General features: G+C 75.3%; 14 protein-coding genes. 5 read left to right on the top strand and 9 right to left on the bottom strand.

Annotated features, from left to right (window positions below):
• The first annotated feature begins 81 nt into the window (after positions 1-81).
• Positions 82-276: a hypothetical protein gene (locus FHS37_RS19355; protein WP_184822887.1), complete on the top strand. Its 195-nt coding sequence runs from the start codon at positions 82-84 to the stop codon at positions 274-276.
• Positions 277-301: 25 nt separating this feature from the next.
• On the opposite strand, the gene FHS37_RS19350 is transcribed toward FHS37_RS19355, so the two are convergent.
• From FHS37_RS19350 to xylB, 3 genes are all read right to left on the bottom strand, one after another.
• A complete protein-coding gene (locus FHS37_RS19350) occupies positions 302-697 on the bottom strand; it encodes a luciferase domain-containing protein (protein ID WP_184822885.1) in 396 nt (131 codons plus the stop codon).
• Between the two features lie 109 nt (positions 698-806).
• Positions 807-2,015 carry an ROK family transcriptional regulator gene (locus FHS37_RS19345; protein WP_184822883.1) on the bottom strand — a complete coding sequence of 403 codons (1,209 nt, stop codon included), beginning with the start codon at positions 2,013-2,015 and terminating at the stop codon, positions 807-809.
• 104 nt (positions 2,016-2,119) lie between these two features.
• A complete protein-coding gene (gene xylB, locus FHS37_RS19340) occupies positions 2,120-3,565 on the bottom strand; it encodes a xylulokinase (RefSeq protein WP_184822882.1) in 1,446 nt (481 codons plus the stop codon).
• A gap of 127 nt (positions 3,566-3,692) precedes the next feature.
• On the opposite strand from xylB, the gene xylA reads away from it, so the two are divergent.
• Both xylA and FHS37_RS19330 read left to right on the top strand, forming a co-directional pair.
• The gene (xylA, locus tag FHS37_RS19335) at positions 3,693-4,859 is read left to right on the top strand and encodes a xylose isomerase (RefSeq protein ID WP_184822880.1); all 1,167 of its coding nucleotides are present in this window, start codon (positions 3,693-3,695) and stop codon (positions 4,857-4,859) included.
• A gap of 446 nt (positions 4,860-5,305) precedes the next feature.
• A complete protein-coding gene (locus FHS37_RS19330; RefSeq protein ID WP_184822878.1) occupies positions 5,306-5,776 on the top strand; it encodes a hypothetical protein in 471 nt (156 codons plus the stop codon).
• A gap of 34 nt (positions 5,777-5,810) precedes the next feature.
• Here the strand turns inward: FHS37_RS19330 and FHS37_RS19325 are convergent, their stop codons facing one another.
• Entirely contained in the window at positions 5,811-7,082 is a 1,272-nt protein-coding gene (locus FHS37_RS19325) for an SWF or SNF family helicase (RefSeq protein WP_184822876.1), read from the bottom strand.
• Positions 7,079-10,081: an SCO1167/SCO6262 family helicase gene (locus FHS37_RS19320; protein WP_184822874.1), complete on the bottom strand. Its 3,003-nt coding sequence runs from the start codon at positions 10,079-10,081 to the stop codon at positions 7,079-7,081. The genes FHS37_RS19325 and FHS37_RS19320 overlap by 4 nt, the downstream gene beginning before the upstream one ends.
• A gap of 163 nt (positions 10,082-10,244) precedes the next feature.
• Between FHS37_RS19320 and FHS37_RS19315 the strand changes: the two genes are divergently transcribed.
• Complete coding sequence (locus tag FHS37_RS19315) at positions 10,245-10,427, top strand: tail-anchor membrane protein (RefSeq protein WP_184822872.1); 183 nt, start codon at positions 10,245-10,247, stop codon at positions 10,425-10,427.
• Positions 10,428-10,431: 4 nt separating this feature from the next.
• On the opposite strand, the gene FHS37_RS19310 is transcribed toward FHS37_RS19315, so the two are convergent.
• From FHS37_RS19310 to FHS37_RS19300, 3 genes are all read right to left on the bottom strand, one after another.
• A complete protein-coding gene (locus tag FHS37_RS19310) occupies positions 10,432-11,817 on the bottom strand; it encodes a tannase/feruloyl esterase family alpha/beta hydrolase (RefSeq protein WP_184822869.1) in 1,386 nt (461 codons plus the stop codon).
• A 182-nt stretch (positions 11,818-11,999) separates the two neighbouring features.
• Positions 12,000-12,878: a hypothetical protein gene (locus FHS37_RS19305; RefSeq protein ID WP_184822862.1), complete on the bottom strand. Its 879-nt coding sequence runs from the start codon at positions 12,876-12,878 to the stop codon at positions 12,000-12,002.
• A gap of 137 nt (positions 12,879-13,015) precedes the next feature.
• Positions 13,016-13,312, bottom strand: coding sequence for a hypothetical protein (locus FHS37_RS19300; protein WP_184822860.1), 297 nt, complete (start codon positions 13,310-13,312; stop codon positions 13,016-13,018).
• A 97-nt stretch (positions 13,313-13,409) separates the two neighbouring features.
• On the opposite strand from FHS37_RS19300, the gene FHS37_RS19295 reads away from it, so the two are divergent.
• A complete protein-coding gene (locus tag FHS37_RS19295) occupies positions 13,410-14,291 on the top strand; it encodes an oxygenase MpaB family protein (protein ID WP_184822858.1) in 882 nt (293 codons plus the stop codon).
• A gap of 4 nt (positions 14,292-14,295) precedes the next feature.
• Here the strand turns inward: FHS37_RS19295 and FHS37_RS19290 are convergent, their stop codons facing one another.
• The gene (locus FHS37_RS19290) at positions 14,296-14,916 is read right to left on the bottom strand and encodes a class I SAM-dependent methyltransferase (protein WP_184822856.1); all 621 of its coding nucleotides are present in this window, start codon (positions 14,914-14,916) and stop codon (positions 14,296-14,298) included.
• Positions 14,917-14,978: the final 62 nt, after the last annotated feature.

Below are 14,978 nucleotides of genomic sequence, written 5' to 3'. Positions count from 1 at the left end.
GTCAGCCGCCCGGACGAACCCTCCGCTACGCCACACTTGCGGCCGAACGCCGCGAAGCGGACGTGGCGGAGGAGGTTGACGATGGCCGTTTCCATCTCTGTGGTGCTGCTGCTCGCGGTCCTGGCGGTGATCTTCCTGCGCAACGGCGGGCTGAAGATCTCCCACGCCCTGGTCTGCCTGCTGCTCGGCTTCTACCTGGCCAGCACCAGCATCGCCCCCACCATCCACAGCGGCCTCACGGCGACCGCGGACATCGTCGGCAGTCTGCGGCCGTGAGGGCCCACGGGTCCCGGCGGGCGGCTCAGCGCTCGTTCACCGCGTCGCGCGGCAGCACGGTGACCCGGTGGAAGTTGCACCCGGCCGGCACCGGCCCGGTGGACGGGGGCCGGACCTGGTGGGCCTTGAGGGCGACGCTCACCAGGCTCAGCAGCAGGTCGACGTCCGTCGCGCAGTCCAGATGCACCGTCACCCAGCACGAGCCCGGGACCAGTTGTATCGCGCTCGACCCGCCCAGGTCGTAGTGGAAGCGCTGGATGGCGCGGCGGGTGAGGTGGAGGTCCACGTCCCGATCGGAGTGGAAGTGGACGATCTCGTCACGGGCGGTGCGGAACGCCTGCCCCGTACCGCAACCTGCCGGACAGGCCGTGAGGTCGGGCCACGTCCCCAGTCGCTCCATGGCTCGCTGCGCCGGTGTCATGTTCTCATCGTCGCCTGCTCACCGTGCGGAAACCAGGAGTTGAACGATTCGTAATCGAGAGGTGAGGTGCCGGAGCCGTCGCCCGCCGTCCGTGGGACGGCGGGCCGTCTCAGGCCCGCTCGGCGACGGCCGCCGGGTCGTCCAGGACCCCCCGCACCACCGAGTGCGCCGCGCCCAGCAGCGGTCCTTCCGGACCCAGCGCGGACACGGAGACGGGGCAGGCCGGTCCCGCCGTACGGCGGGCCAGCTCGGACCGCAGGGCCGGCAGCAGCCAGGGCGCGAGTCCGGACAGCGCGCCGCCCAGCACGACGCTCTCGGGGTCCAGCAGATTGACCGCCCCGGTCAGGGCGATGCCGAGCGCCGTTCCCGCGTCGTGCAGGGCGCGCCGTACGGCCGCGTCGCCCTGTTCGGCGCGGCCCGCGAGCCTTCCGACGCGGTCCTCGCCCGGCTCCAGCCCGGCCGCGCGCAGCACCGCGTCCTCGCCGGCGTACTGCTCCAGGCAGCCGCGTCCGCCGCACGCGCACTCCGGTCCCTCGGGCTGCACCGGCACATGGCCCAACTCGCCCGCGAAGCCCCGGTTTCCGTGCAGCAGCCGCCCGTCCACGACCACCGCGGCACCGATGCCGATCTCGGCCGACACGTGGAGGAAGTCCCGCGGGGTCCCCTCACCGAGCCAGAGTTCGGCGAGTGCGCCGAAGTTGGCCTCGTTGGCCACGGTGAGCGGGAACCGGGCCGGCAGCAGCGCGCCGAGGTCCGTGTCCTGCCAGCCGAGGTTCGGGGCGCGCACGACGGTCCGGGCGTCGCGCGCCACCAGCCCCGGTACGGCCACGGCGAGCCCCGCCGGCCACAGGCCCTCGGCCTCCGCCTCGGCGACGACCCGGTGGACCAGCTCGGTGAGGTCCCCGATCACCGGCTCGGGGGAGCGGTCCCGGTTCGCCACGTGCCGCACCGCCCGTGAGCGGACCCGCCCGCGCAGGTCGACCGCGCAGACCGCGAGGTGGTCGACGCCGACCTCGGCGCCGACTCCCGCCGGGCCGTTGCCGCTGACGGCGAGCGCCGAGCCGGGGCGGCCCACGCGTCCGGGCCGCTCGGGGCCCAGTTCCTCCAGGAGCCCCGAGCGGATGAGCTCGTCGACCAGGGTGGACACCGCCGCGCGGGTCAGCCCGATGCGTGAGGCGACGGCGGCCCGGGACAGCGGCCCCTCGGCGCTGACGGTGTGCAGCACCCGCGAGAGGTTGCGACGGCGCATGCCCTGCTGGGTGTCGGGCAGTGCGCGCCCCGGGCCGGCCGGGCGGGCCTCGTGCAGCGGTGCGCTCATTCCTCCGTCAGTCCTCGGTCTCTCCGTCGTCGCCTGCCGCCGCTCCCCGCCGTCGGGCGGTGCCTTCGGGCAGGGCGTGCGGCCGGTGTCCTCGGGCCGTGCCGTCACTCGGCGCCCGGGGCGCGCTCCAGCAGCGGGGCCGCGTCGGAGAGTACCCCGGCGAGCCTGGCCAGCGTCTCCTCGTCCCGCTCCACCGCCTCCAGCACCGGCCCGGCCGCCGTGTCCCAGCGCCGGGCGACCGCGGCCGGGTCCTCCCCGGTGAGCAGCCCGGCCGCCTGCGCCGCGGCGCCGAGCGCGACCAACTCCTTGGCCCCGGGCACCTGCACGGGCCGCCCCGACAGCCGCCGTACGGTCTGCTGCCAGGCCGTGCCCCGGGCGCCGCCGCCGATCAGCAGCAGGGGTGCCGACGGGTCGGCGTCCTCGTCGAGGACGAGGTCGAGCGCGGCCAGCAGGGAGTACACGGCGCCGTCGTAGGCGGCCTGGAGCAGCTGGCCGCCGGTGGTGTCGTGGCGCAGCCCGTGCAGCAGGCCGGAGGAGTCGGGGAGGTTCGGGGTGCGTTCGCCGTCCAGGAACGGCAGCAGCGTGACGCCGCGGCCGGGTTCGACGGCCTCGCGGTCCAGGCCCAGCAGGGCCGCGACCCGGTCCACGGCCAGCGTGCAGTTGAGGGTGCACGCCAGCGGCAGCCAGTCGCCGCGCGCGTCGGCGAAGCCCGCGACCGTGCCGGTCGGGTCGGCCGGCCTGCGCCGCGACACGGCGTACACGGTGCCCGAGGTGCCGAGGCTCATCACCGGCGTGCCGGGGCGTATCCCGAGGCCCAGCGCGGCGGCGGCGTTGTCCCCGGTGCCGCACGCCACCAGGGTGCCCCTGGAGAACGGCAGGTCGTGGCCGTCGCGCACGGTCCCGGCCACCTCGCCGGGCCGCACGACGCGGGGCAGCAGCGCCGGGTCGAGGCCCACGTGGGCGAGGATCTCCTCGTCGTAGGCCTCGGTCCCGGAGGCCCACCAGCCGGTGCCGGAGGCGTCGCCGCGGTCGGTCGTGCCCTGGCCGGTGAGCCGCTCGGTGAGGTAGTCGTGGGGGAGCCGGACGGCCCTGGTGGCGCGGACCGCCTCCGGCTCGTGCTCCGCCAGCCAGGCCCACTTGGTGACCGTGAAGGAGGCGGCGGGCACGCTTCCGGTGCGCTCGGCCCAGAACTTCGCGCCGCCCAGTTCCTCGGTGAGCCGGCGGGCCTGGGGCGCGGAGCGCACGTCGTTCCACAGCAGCGCCGGCCGCACCGGCTCGCCCCGCTCGTCCAGGGTGACCAGGCCGTGCTGCTGCCCGCCGATCGACACGGCGGCGGCCTCGTGCGCCGGTTCGCCGCACTGGCGCAGCGCCTCGCGCAGGGCGTCCCACCACTGGCGCGGATCGCTCTCCCGGCCCGCCCCGGAGGTCACCGTGTGCGGCGCCTGGCCGCTCGCCACGATCCGGCCGGTGGCCACGTCGACGACCAGCGCCTTGGTGGACTGGGTGGATGTGTCCACGCCGACGACGAGCGGACCCTCGGCTGCTGACATCGGTCTCTCCCTCTTCTGCGACCCACTTCCGCGACTCGGCGGGGTGTGTCTCTTCCCAGAAATGTTCCTGCATACTAATTTGTAAAGCGCCATGACGAAATAGTCTCAGCGAGCAAGGAGCCGCGGCATGAGCTACCAGCCCACCCCCGAGGACAAGTTCACGTTCGGACTGTGGACCGTCGGCTGGCAGGGACGGGACCCCTTCGGTGACGCCACGCGGCGCGCCCTCGACCCGGTCGAGTCCGTTCGGCGTCTCGCCGAGCTGGGCGCCCACGGCGTCACCTTCCACGACGACGACCTCATCCCCTTCGGCTCGAGCGAGAGCGAGCGGGAGGAGCACGTCAAGCGGTTCCGGCAGGCGCTGGACGACACCGGCATGAAGGTGCCGATGGCCACCACCAACCTGTTCACCCACCCGGTGTTCAAGGACGGCGGGTTCACCGCCAACGACCGCGACGTGCGCCGCTACGCGCTGCGCAAGACCATGCGCAACATCGACCTCGCGGCCGAGCTCGGCGCGCAGACCTACGTGGCCTGGGGCGGCCGGGAGGGCGCCGAGTCCGGCGCCGCCAAGGACGTGCGCGTCGCCCTCGACCGCATGAAGGAGGCCTTCGACCTGCTCGGCGAGTACGTCACCGCCCAGGGCTACGACATCCGCTTCGCCATCGAGCCCAAGCCGAACGAGCCGCGCGGCGACATCCTGCTGCCCACCATCGGACACGCCCTGGCGTTCATCGAGCGCCTGGAGCGCCCGGAGCTGTACGGCGTCAACCCGGAGGTCGGCCACGAGCAGATGGCCGGGCTGAACTTCCCGCACGGCATCGCCCAGGCGCTGTGGGCGGGCAAGCTGTTCCACATCGACCTCAACGGCCAGTCCGGCATCAAGTACGACCAGGACCTCCGCTTCGGCGCGGGTGACCTGCGCGCCGCGTTCTGGCTGGTGGACCTGCTGGAGTCGGCCGGGTACGAAGGCCCGCGGCACTTCGACTTCAAGCCGCCGCGGACCGAGGACTTCGACGGCGTGTGGGCCTCGGCGGCCGGCTGCATGCGCAACTACCTGATCCTCAAGGAGCGCGCGGCCGCGTTCCGCGCCGACCCGGAGGTGCAGGAGGCGCTGCGCGCGGCCCGTCTGGACCAGCTGGCCCAGCCCACGGCGGCCGACGGCCTCCAGGCCCTGCTCGACGACCGGTCCGCGTTCGAGGACTTCGACGTCGACGCCGCCGCCGCGCGCGGCATGGCCTTCGAGCGCCTGGACCAGCTGGCGATGGACCACTTGCTGGGGGCCCGGGGCTGACCTTCGGGCACACGGACGCGCGGGGGCGCGGTCGCACCGGCTGTCACGCCGGGCGGTCGCGCCCCCGCGCGTCCGTGGTGGTTTCCGCGACGGCGTCCCGGACGGTTGCGGCGGTCCCGCAGCGGACCCCTGTGCGCTGCGTGCTCCCGGGCGGCCGTGCCCCCGCGCGCCGCGGTGCCGGCCGCGTCCGGCGCACGCCGCCGTGCTTCCCGCGGTGATGGCCCCCGCGCCGCCGTGCCTCCACCGGCGGCCCGCCGCCCGCGTTCGTCGGCGCCGGGTGCGTCCCGCGTCCGGTGCGCCTGCCGGCGCCCCCGCGCGTGCGACGCCGTGCGCGGCGCGCCTCCGCGCGGAGTGCGCCGGAGTCGTCGCACCGGTGCCCCGGGGCCGCGTCGGCTTCCGCGCGGCACCCTCGCGCGGAGCCGGGATCCGCGGCGACCATGGTGCGTATGGCCATGCCACCCGTACCGCCCCGGCCGCCGTCCGGCCCGCCGGGTGACACACCCCCTCCGGGCGGGGACTTCGGACCGCCCTCGTACGGCGGTGCGCCGCCGCCCGGGCCGCCCGGCGACCGGGGCGGCCCGGGCCGCGGTCCCGGCGGACGCAGGCTCCTGCTCGTCCTGCTCGCCGTGATCGCGGCCGTCGTGGCCGTCTCCCTCGTCGTGCTGGTGGCCTCGGGCGACGACGACTCGCCGGACAAGGAGCCCGCCGAGAGCAGCACGGGCACCGGCGGTCCGCCCGATCGGTTGCCGGGCATCCCCTCCGAGCTGCCCAGCGTTCCGCCGAGCTGGCTCCCGTCCGGCTTCCCCACGGAGCTGCCCTCCGGCTTCCCCACCGAGCTGCCGAGCGGGGTGCCCAGCAACCTGCCGAGCGGTCTCGAATCCCTCCTGCCGTCCCTGGGGGACGTCGGACTGCCCTGACGTCAGGGACGCCGGGCGCGCCCCCGCAGGACGCTCACTCCCCGGAGGCGCGTTCCGCCGAGGCCAGTGCCGTCGCCGGGTCCTGGGCGGAACCTCCCGCCGGGACCCACCGGCCGCGCTCCTTGCGGTACGGCCACCAGCGGCCGTCGCGTCCCAGGCGCAGCTGGACGGGCGCGCCGACGACCGTCCACCGGTTGGCGCGGGCCCGCAGCTCCGGCCGCTCGCCCTCGTCCCACGCCGACTCCAGGGCGGCACGCGCGCGTGCGAGGCTCTCGCCGTCCGGCGTCCACTCCCCGTCCAGCACGGCCAGTGCCGCCGGTCCGCCGTGCCGCCAGGCCCGCACGGCCACGGCCAGCCCCTCCCGGCCGCGCCCCGAACCGGCCGCCAGCCGGTCCGCCACAGCCCCTCCGGGGTCCCCGGCGGCCAGCCGCACCGCGTCCTGCGCCACCGTCGGCTCCGGTTCCTCGGCCCGCCGCCCGTGCCCTTCCCGGAGCGCCTCGGCCAGCAGGCGGTGGGCCTGTGCCGCGGTGCGGGCGGCCAGGAACTCCAGCGCGCGCGGATCGATCCCGGCGACGGGCGCGGCCTCCGTGTCCAGCGACGGCACGGCCCCCGGCTCCGCGGGGAGCGCGGGAGGGCGGGGCAGCGGCGGCAGGATGTCCCCGGCCGCGTACGCCTCGGCCGCGTCCACGCCCTCCGGGCGGGCCGGCCGACGGGCGGCGGACGCGTCACCGCGCGTCCGGAGCGCGTCCAGCAGGGCGCGTTCACCGCGCCCCCGCACCAGCAGCAGGACGAACGGGTCCTGGTCCAGCAACCGGGCCACCTGGTAGCAGAGCGCCGCCGTGTGACCGCAGTGGTCCCAGGTGCCGCAGTCGCACTCCGGTTCCAGATCGCCCAGGCCGGGCAGCAGTTCCACCCCGGCCAGCTCCGCGTCCTCGACCAGGTGCGTCGGCATCTCCCGGTCGAGCAGCGCCGCGACGTGCCCGGCCCGTTCGACGGTCATGGCCAGGAAGCGGTCCCACTGCCCCCCGGACAGCTCCTGCAGCAGGACGTCCGCCCGGTGGGCCGTCCCGTCACGGTCCTTCACGACCGCCGTGATGCGTCCCGGCCGCACGGACACCGCACCGACCGCCCCCGCGCGCGCGAGCCTGCGGCCCGCCTTGAGCTGCCCGGGGTCGAGCGCCGTGCCCTCCAGCGCCGTCAGCCAGGTCCGGCCCCACCAGGTCTGTGCGAAACCCCGTCCCTGCGCGGGCGGCAGCGCGGCGAAGGTGCGCTCCGCGTCGGCCTCGTCACCGTCGTACCGGGTCATCGCAGTCCTCCTCGCAGGGCGACCAGATCCGCCAGCTCGGCGTCGGTCAGTTCGGTGAGCGCCGCCTCGCCGGAGCCGAGCACCGCGTCGGCCAGCTCGCCCTTGCGGACCAGGAGTTCGGCGATGCGGTCCTCGATCGTCCCCTCGGCGACGATCCGGTGCACCTGCACGGGCCGGGTCTGGCCGATGCGGTACGCGCGGTCGGTCGCCTGCGCCTCGACGGCGGGGTTCCACCAGCGGTCGTAGTGCACGACGTGCTCCGCGCGGGTGAGGTTCAGCCCGGTGCCCGCCGCCTTCAGCGACAGGAGGAAGACCGGGACCTCGCCGTCCTGGAAGCGGCGCACCATCGCCTCGCGCTCGGCGACCGGCGTGCCGCCGTGCAGGAACTGCGCCGGTACGCCCCGCGCGGCCAGGTGCCGTTCCAGGAGCCGGGCCATCTGCACGTACTGCGTGAACACCAGGACGCCGGCCTCCTCGGTGAGGACCGTGTCGAGGAGTTCGTCCAGCAGCTCCAGTTTCCCGGACCGTCCCGCGACCACGGGCCGCTCCTCCTTGAGGAACTGCGCCGGGTGGTTGCAGATCTGCTTCAGGCCGGTCAGCAGCTTCACGATCAGCCCGCGCCGCGCCATGCTGTCGGCGCCGGAGATCTCCGCCAGCGCCTCGCGCACCACGGCCTCGTACAGCCCCGCCTGCTCCTGGGTCAGCGACACGGCGTGGTCGGTCTCCGTCTTCGGCGGCAGCTCGGGCGCGATCCCCGGGTCCGACTTGCGGCGGCGCAGCAGGAACGGCCGCACCAGCCGGGCCAGCCGGTCCGCGGCGGCCGGGTCCTGGCCGCCCTCGACGGCGTCCGCGTACCGCCTGCGGAAGGTGCCGAGCCGGCCCAGAAGCCCGGGCGTCGTCCAGTCGAGGATCGCCCACAGCTCCGACAGGTTGTTCTCCACCGGCGTGCCGGTGAGCGCCACGCGCGCGCGTGCGTCGATGGAACGCAGCTGCCGGGCCGTGGCCGAGTACGGGTTCTTCACGTGCTGGGCCTCGTCGGTGACGACCATCCCCCAGGCGACCCCGGCGAGCCGGGGCGCGTCCAGCCGCATGGTGCCGTACGTGGTGAGCACGAACTCGCCGTCGGCCAGGTCGTCCAGCGTGCGCCGCGCCCCGTGGAAGCGGCGCACCGGGGTGCCGGGCGCGAACCGCTCGATCTCCCGCTGCCAGTTGCCCATCAGCGAGGTCGGGCAGACCACGAGGGTGGGCCCCGCCGACGCGGGGTCGGTCTGGCGGTGCAGGTGCAGGGCGATGAGGGTGACGGTCTTGCCGAGCCCCATGTCGTCGGCGAGGCAGCAGCCCAGGCCCAGGGAGGTCATGCGGGCCAGCCAGCTCAGGCCGCGCCGCTGGTAGTCCCGCAGCGTGGCGGCGAGGGCGGCCGGCTGCCCGACCGGCTCCTGGGCCTCGGGGTCCGCGAGCCGGTCCCGCAACGCCGCCAGCCATCCGGTGGGGCGCACCTCGATCCGGCTGCCGTCGACCTCCACCGAGCCCGTCAGGGCCGCGCCGAGCGCGTCGACCGGCGTGATCTTGTGGTCCTGGCGCGCCCGGGCGCGCAGCACCTCCTGAGGGTCGATCAGGACCCACTGGTCGCGCAGCCGCACCAGGGGGCGGTTCGCCTCGGCGAGCCGGTCCAGCTCCTCGCGCGTGAGGGGCCGGTCGCCCACGGCGAACGACCAGTCGAAGGCGAGCAGCGCGTCGGCCGACAGGGACGACGCCCCCTGCGGGAAGCCGGCCGTCCCGGGCTCCCGTCCGTCGTCCGCGGGACCGACCTCCGCGCGGGTGGTGAGTCCGCGGATCAGCTCCCTGGGCCAGTGCACGTCGACGCCCGCGCCGGCCAGCGCCCGGGTGCCCTCGCCGAGGAGTTCGGCGACCTCCTCGGCGGCGAGGTCCACGGCGTCCGGGACGGCCGCCGACAGCAGGGGCGTGAGCGGCGCCCAGGCCCGGGCGGCGCGGCGCAGCGCGAGCAGGGCGTCCGTCCGCGCGCGGGGACCGAAGTCCCCGTCGGGCGCCCCGCCCCACACCTCGGTGGCGTCCGCGACCAGGGCGGGATCGCTCACACCGTGCACCTGGAGCACGGCCCGGAACGACGCCTGCGCGCCGCCGGGCTCGTCGTCCGCCGTGTCCCCCGCCTCCCGCGCATCCGCCGGATCCGTCAGCCCCCGCACCTCGATCCGCAGGGACAGCCGTACGCCCGCGTCGTGGCCCGCGGCGACGTCGGCGGCCCAGCCGCGCAGGTCGGGCAGCCGTTGCGGCCGCGGTACCGCGAAGGCCGGGGCGCCGGTCACGAAGGGCGCGGCGGGGGAGCGGGGGAGGGTGTCGGCGACCGCGTCGAGGAACGCGCGCAGCAGCCGCTCCGGGTCCTGCAGCCGCAGCGGTCCGGTCGCGTCCACCGGCACGGCGTGCGCTTCGGGCGGCATCGACGCGGCGAGCCGGCGCACCGCGTCGATGTCCTCCGCGCCCAAGGGGCCGATGCGCCAGGCGTCGTGGTCGGTCGGGGACAGGCCGGGCAGCAGCAGTCCGCGCGCCACCAGGTGCAGGGCGTGCACGGCGGCAGCACCCCAGAACACGGCGGCCCGGTGCCCCTCACCGCCGGCCCGCGCGCGCGTGAGCACCGGCAGGGCGGTGTGCACCGGAAGGAGGACGGCGGGCACGCGTACCGGCGCGATCCCGTCGTCACCGGGCACGACGACGGTCAGGTCCTCGACCGGTGCCGCGTGCACGGCGGGGGGAGCCGAACCGTCCGACCGCCAGAAGGCGACACGGCCGGTGCGGGCGGGGTCGCCGGGCACGAAGACGGCCGGGCCATGGGCCAGTTCGGAGTACGGGGAGGGCGGAGCCGGGGGGTGAGTCTGCGCAGCGATGACGGAGTCCTCAAATTTGACTAGTAAAGTCCGGGTCGCCGAGGGTACAGCACGGACGTGGCCGACCGGGTGTTCCTGGACTGTGGGCTCGGTCACCATGGGGGCGCGCCGTGTCTCCTCCTGCCGGAGGAGCCGACGAGTGCCCGGAGCACCCTAGGGGTCGTGGCTCAGGGGCGTCTCAGGGTAGCGGTCCGGAACCACCGCGGGCGCGGAGCCGTTTTCACGACAGAGAGCGGCAGTGGCCGCGAAGGAGGCGACACTCATGTCGAAGAACGCCAAGATCGCCGCGGGGGGTGTGGCGGCCGGGATCGTCCTGCTCGTCTGGCTGCCCTGGTGGGCCGCGCTCCTGATAGTCCTGGGCGTCCCGGCCGCCGCGTATCTCGCCCTGGATCCCTCACAGCGGCGCAGGCTGCGCCGTGTCTCGCGCAAGGAGCTGGGCCGCTGAGGCGCTACCGCACCGCCGCCTCGCCGGAGTCCAGCGCGCAGGAGTCGACCACGTCACCGTCGGCGGGCCGGTCGATCGTCCGGTCCGCGGGCGGCCTGACTCCGCGCTCCACCCAGGCCACCAGAGCGTCGAACGCCGACCGGTAGCAGGGCAGGACCGGCCGCAGCCGGTCCGGATAGGTGTCGTACAGGCCGTCGACGTGCGTGCCGTCCTGCACCGTGTAGAAGCGGTGCAGCGCCCCTCGCCCGGCTGTGTCGATCATGCGCGCGTACACGTCGGAGTCGGCGGCCTTCGGCAGCAGCGCGTCCAGATCGCCGTGCAGGGTGATCAGCGGTCGGCCGATGCGGCCGGTCAGCGCCACCCGGGCCACGGCACGGTGCACGGAGCCGGGACGCGAGGCGAAGTCGTAGACGGCGTCGGAGGCGCACGGCGCGAGGATCTCCTCCGTCGTCGATCCCGCGGAGGGACCGGGGCACCGGGGGTCGTAGGCCGGGTCGAACTCGGCGCGGTAGATCTTCTGGGTGACTCCCCAGTAGGCCTTCTCGTGGTACGGCCACAGGAACTCGGAGCCGCGTGCGAAGCCCGCCGCGTACATGTCCTCGTCCTGCGCCGTGCCGGACATCCGGGCCACCGCCACCGGCAGGGAGGTGAGCGGGTGGTGCCCGCCGGCCGCCCACAGGGTGCCCTCCCAGTCCACCCCGCCGTCGTACAGCTCCGGGTGGTTCTCCAACTGCCAGCGCGTGAGGTAACCGCCGTTGGAGACACCGGTGATGTAGGTACGGCGCGGGGCCTGCCCGTAGCGCTGGGCCACCGCGCGCCGGGCCGCCCGGGTGAGTTGTGTGGTCCGCGCGTTCCACTCGGCGACCGCGTCACCGGGCCGGATCCCGTCCCGGTGGAAGTCGACGCCGTTGTTGCCCTTGTCGGTCGACGCGTACGCGTAGCCCCGGGCCAGCACCTGGTCGGAGATCGCCTTGTCCGTCGCGTACTGCTTGCGGTTGCCGGGCGCGCCGGTGACGACCAGACCACCGTTCCAGCGGTCGGGCAACCGGATGACGAACTGCGCGTCGTGCCGCCATCCGTGGGTGGTGTTGAAGCGCGAGGAGTCCGGGAAGTAGCCGTCGATTTGCACCCCGGGCACACCGGACGGCGACCGGGTGGCCGCGGCGGTCAGGCCCGCTTGGTCGGCCATGTCGGTGTACGGGGTGCCGGCCAGCCCCGTGGTGGTCAGGTCGGGCAGGCAGGCGCTGCGCTGATGGGCGGCGCCGGGCACGCGCACCCGTTCCTGGCGCGCGCAGTGACCGTCCCCGGCCGCGCGGGCCGGAGACGGAGCGGTGAGGGCAGCCGCCGCGAGGACGACGGCGAGCAACGGAACGCCACGGGACGGGCGCATGACGGCCTCCGGGAAGACGGACGAACGGAAGGGGGCCCCGGGCGGAGCACGGGGCCGCCCCATGGTGAGGGCGCGACCGCGCCGTCATCGATGGGTCGGGACCCTATGGAACGACGTCTGCGCGTAGAGGTTCACCACACGCAAACTCTGTCGTCCGTGGCCCTTCCGCCGGCCGGGCGGGCTCAGAGCGGCCGCACGGCCATCTTGTCGAGCGCTTCGAGCAGTCCCGGCAGCTCCGGTCCCCGGCCCACCGGCAGCACCTCACCGGGTTCGTCGTCGAGCAGGACGAACGCGATGTCGTCGGTCCTGGCGACCAGCGACCAGCCGGGACCGTCGGCCCGCAGGGTGCGCGCGCCGCCCGGCGCGAAGGACGAGCGGACCCGGCCGAGCGGCGGCGGCGAGTCGACATAGGCGCGTGCCTCCGCCAGGACGCGCCGGACGCCGCTGTGGCCCGGCTGCCGACCGCGGTCGCCGCCCTCCTGCCCGCCGTCCTCCGTGCTGCCCTCCGCGGTCTCCCCGGTGCCGTCGGCCGCCTCCCCCGGGCCACCGGGCGCCGCGAACGCCGAGTCGTCGACCTGCTCCCGCCACATCGCCCACTGCAGCGCGATCTCGTCGGCACCCAGGCGGCGCTGGGCGGGCCCCCAGACGCTCGCGTCCGGCGGGGACAGCGGGGGCCGGTCCGCGGCGTCGGGGCCGGGGTCGTGCGGCGCGGGCACGTTCGGCGCGGCGACGGCGACCGCGAGGGGCCAGCCGGGCAGCGCGGTCACGACCGTCCGCTCGTCCGGCGACAGGTCGTGCTCCATGCCGCAGTCCCAGGCCGCGATCGCGACGGCGACCAGCGAGACGTCGTCGACGACGACCGTCCACCGGGCCCCCTCGTCGTCCTGGCCGAGCACCAGCCCGTACCCGTCGGCGAGCGGCGGGAGACCGAGCGCCGCGCACGCCTCCGGGTAGTCGTCGCCCAGCACGCTCGGGAACTTCGCCGGTGTCAGCAGCACCGCCGTGAGCACGTAGAGCGCGTCGTCCGCGGCGGCGACGGCTTCCTCGTCCGTCCCGGCCATCCCAGCCTCCCCATAGGTTCGTCCGTCGGCGCGCACCCTATGCCGACCCCGAGCCGCTTGTCACGACCCCGCAGCCGCACCCGGAGCTGCGGGTTTCCGGCCGGACGGGGCGAATCGGCCACGCGCCGCCGGGACGGTCAGGCCGCCGGGAGTCCCAGCAGCGCACGCGCGACCGTCCGCGGGGACTCGTCGCGCTCCCGCGCGAGCGCGACGACGGCCCGGCACGCCAGCTCGTTCACCCCGAACGACAGCGCCTCCGGCGACACCCAGCCGGACACCTCGTCGATCCGCTCCTGATCGTCCTCCGCGCAGGCCGACACGTAGGCCGCGGCGGCCTCGAACAGGTTGTGCGGACGATCCGCCCGCTCGGCCCGCCGCCGCGTGCGCACGCCGTCGGCCACTCTGACGCCGATCCCGCGAACCCTGCCCCACATGCGGTTCACCTTCCCCTGTGCGGTTGCCCGCGCCGACCGTCCATCTCCTGCCGCCCAACGTAGAGTTGGAACTTCGACGACAGAAGAGGGCGGTGCGGTGAAGCGCTTCGAACGGCTGGAGCGGATCCGGCGGATGGACCCCTACCGGGAGGCCACGGAGATCTACCGGCTCAGCGTGGCGTACGAGTTCCCCTGGGACTTCGCCCGGTCCCTCGAGCTGGCCCTCTACCGCACCTACGCCGTTCCCCGCATCGGCCGGCTGCTCGCCGAGACGGCGGAGCTCACGGACCGCACGCAGAAACGCTACGACGACACCTCGCTGCTCCTGGACGCCGTCGTCGAGCACGGGTTCGGCAGCGACCGGGGCCGGACCGCGATCCGCCGCATCAACCGGATGCACCGCAGCTACGACATCCCCGACGACGACATGCGCTACGTCCTGTGCACGTTCGTCGTGATGCCCAAGCGCTGGATCGACGCCTACGGATGGCGCAGGATGTCGCGTCACGAGACCGTCGCCGCTGCCGTCCACTACCAGACCCTCGGACGGCACATGGGCATCAAGGACATCCCCGGGTCCTACGAGGAGTTCGAGACCTTCCTCGACGCCTACGAGGAAGCCCACTTCGGCTGGGACGAGGGCGCGCGGCGGGTCTCGGACGCCACGCTCGACCTCATGGCCTCCTGGTACCCGCGTCCGCTCGCCCCCCTGCTGCGCACCGCCACGCTCGCCCTGCTCGACGACCCCCTGCTGCGCGCCTTCCGCTACACCCCGCCCGGCCCCGCCACGCGCGCGTGGGTGCGCCGCGCGGTGCGGCTGCGGGGGCGCGCCGTCCGTCTGCTGCCGCCCCGGAGCGTCCCGCACTTCGCCCGGCAGAACCGGGAGATCAAGGGCTACCCGAACGGCTACCGGCTGGAGGACCTGGGCACCCGTCCCGTCCCGGGACTGCGCGGCTGCCCGGTACGGCACGCGGAGTGAAGGGCTACGCCCCCGCTCCGGGAACTCGGTCCTCGCGCACGGCGAGCACCAGGAACCGGGCGTCCTCGTCGGTGTAGGACGTCATGCGCCACCCCGAACGGGCGAGCAGCGGACGGAGGTTCGGCTCCGCCCGCAGGTCGTCCGGTGTGAGCGAGCGGCCCTGGCGGGCGGCGAGCACCGCCCTGCCGACCGGATGGAACAGCGCGAGCACACCACCGGGCCGCACCGCCCGCGCGAGCTCCCGGAGGTTCGCGGCGGGGTCGGGCAGGTGCGCGATCAGGCCCGCCGCGAACACGGCGTCCAGCACCCCCGGGCACAGCGGCAGCGCGGTGACGTCGGTCAGCAGCAGCGCCCCGTCGCGGTCCCGCCCGGCCCGTGCCGCCTCCCGCAGCATGGCCGGGGTCAGATCCGCGCCGAGGACGACCCCCGAGGGCCCCACGGCCGCACGCAGCGGAGGCAGCGCCCGCCCCGTGCCGCAGCCCGCGTCGAGCACCCGGTCGCCCTCGCGCAGCCCGAGCTCGGCGACCGCGGCCGCGTAGACCGGACCGTCGTCGGGGAAGCGGCGGTCCCAGCCGGCCGCACGTGCGCCGAAGAACTCCTGGACGTGTGTGTGGTCGTCGCTCATGCACCGCATGATCCCTCACCGGGACGGACGATGCGCTGCGCGTCGCCGACGGCGAGGACCTG

Source organism: Streptomyces griseomycini (genome assembly GCF_014203535.1).
Lineage (GTDB): Bacteria > Actinomycetota > Actinomycetes > Streptomycetales > Streptomycetaceae > Streptomyces > Streptomyces griseomycini.
Note: the sequence above shows the minus strand (reverse complement) of the source record. Positions and strands in the feature narration are given on the sequence as shown.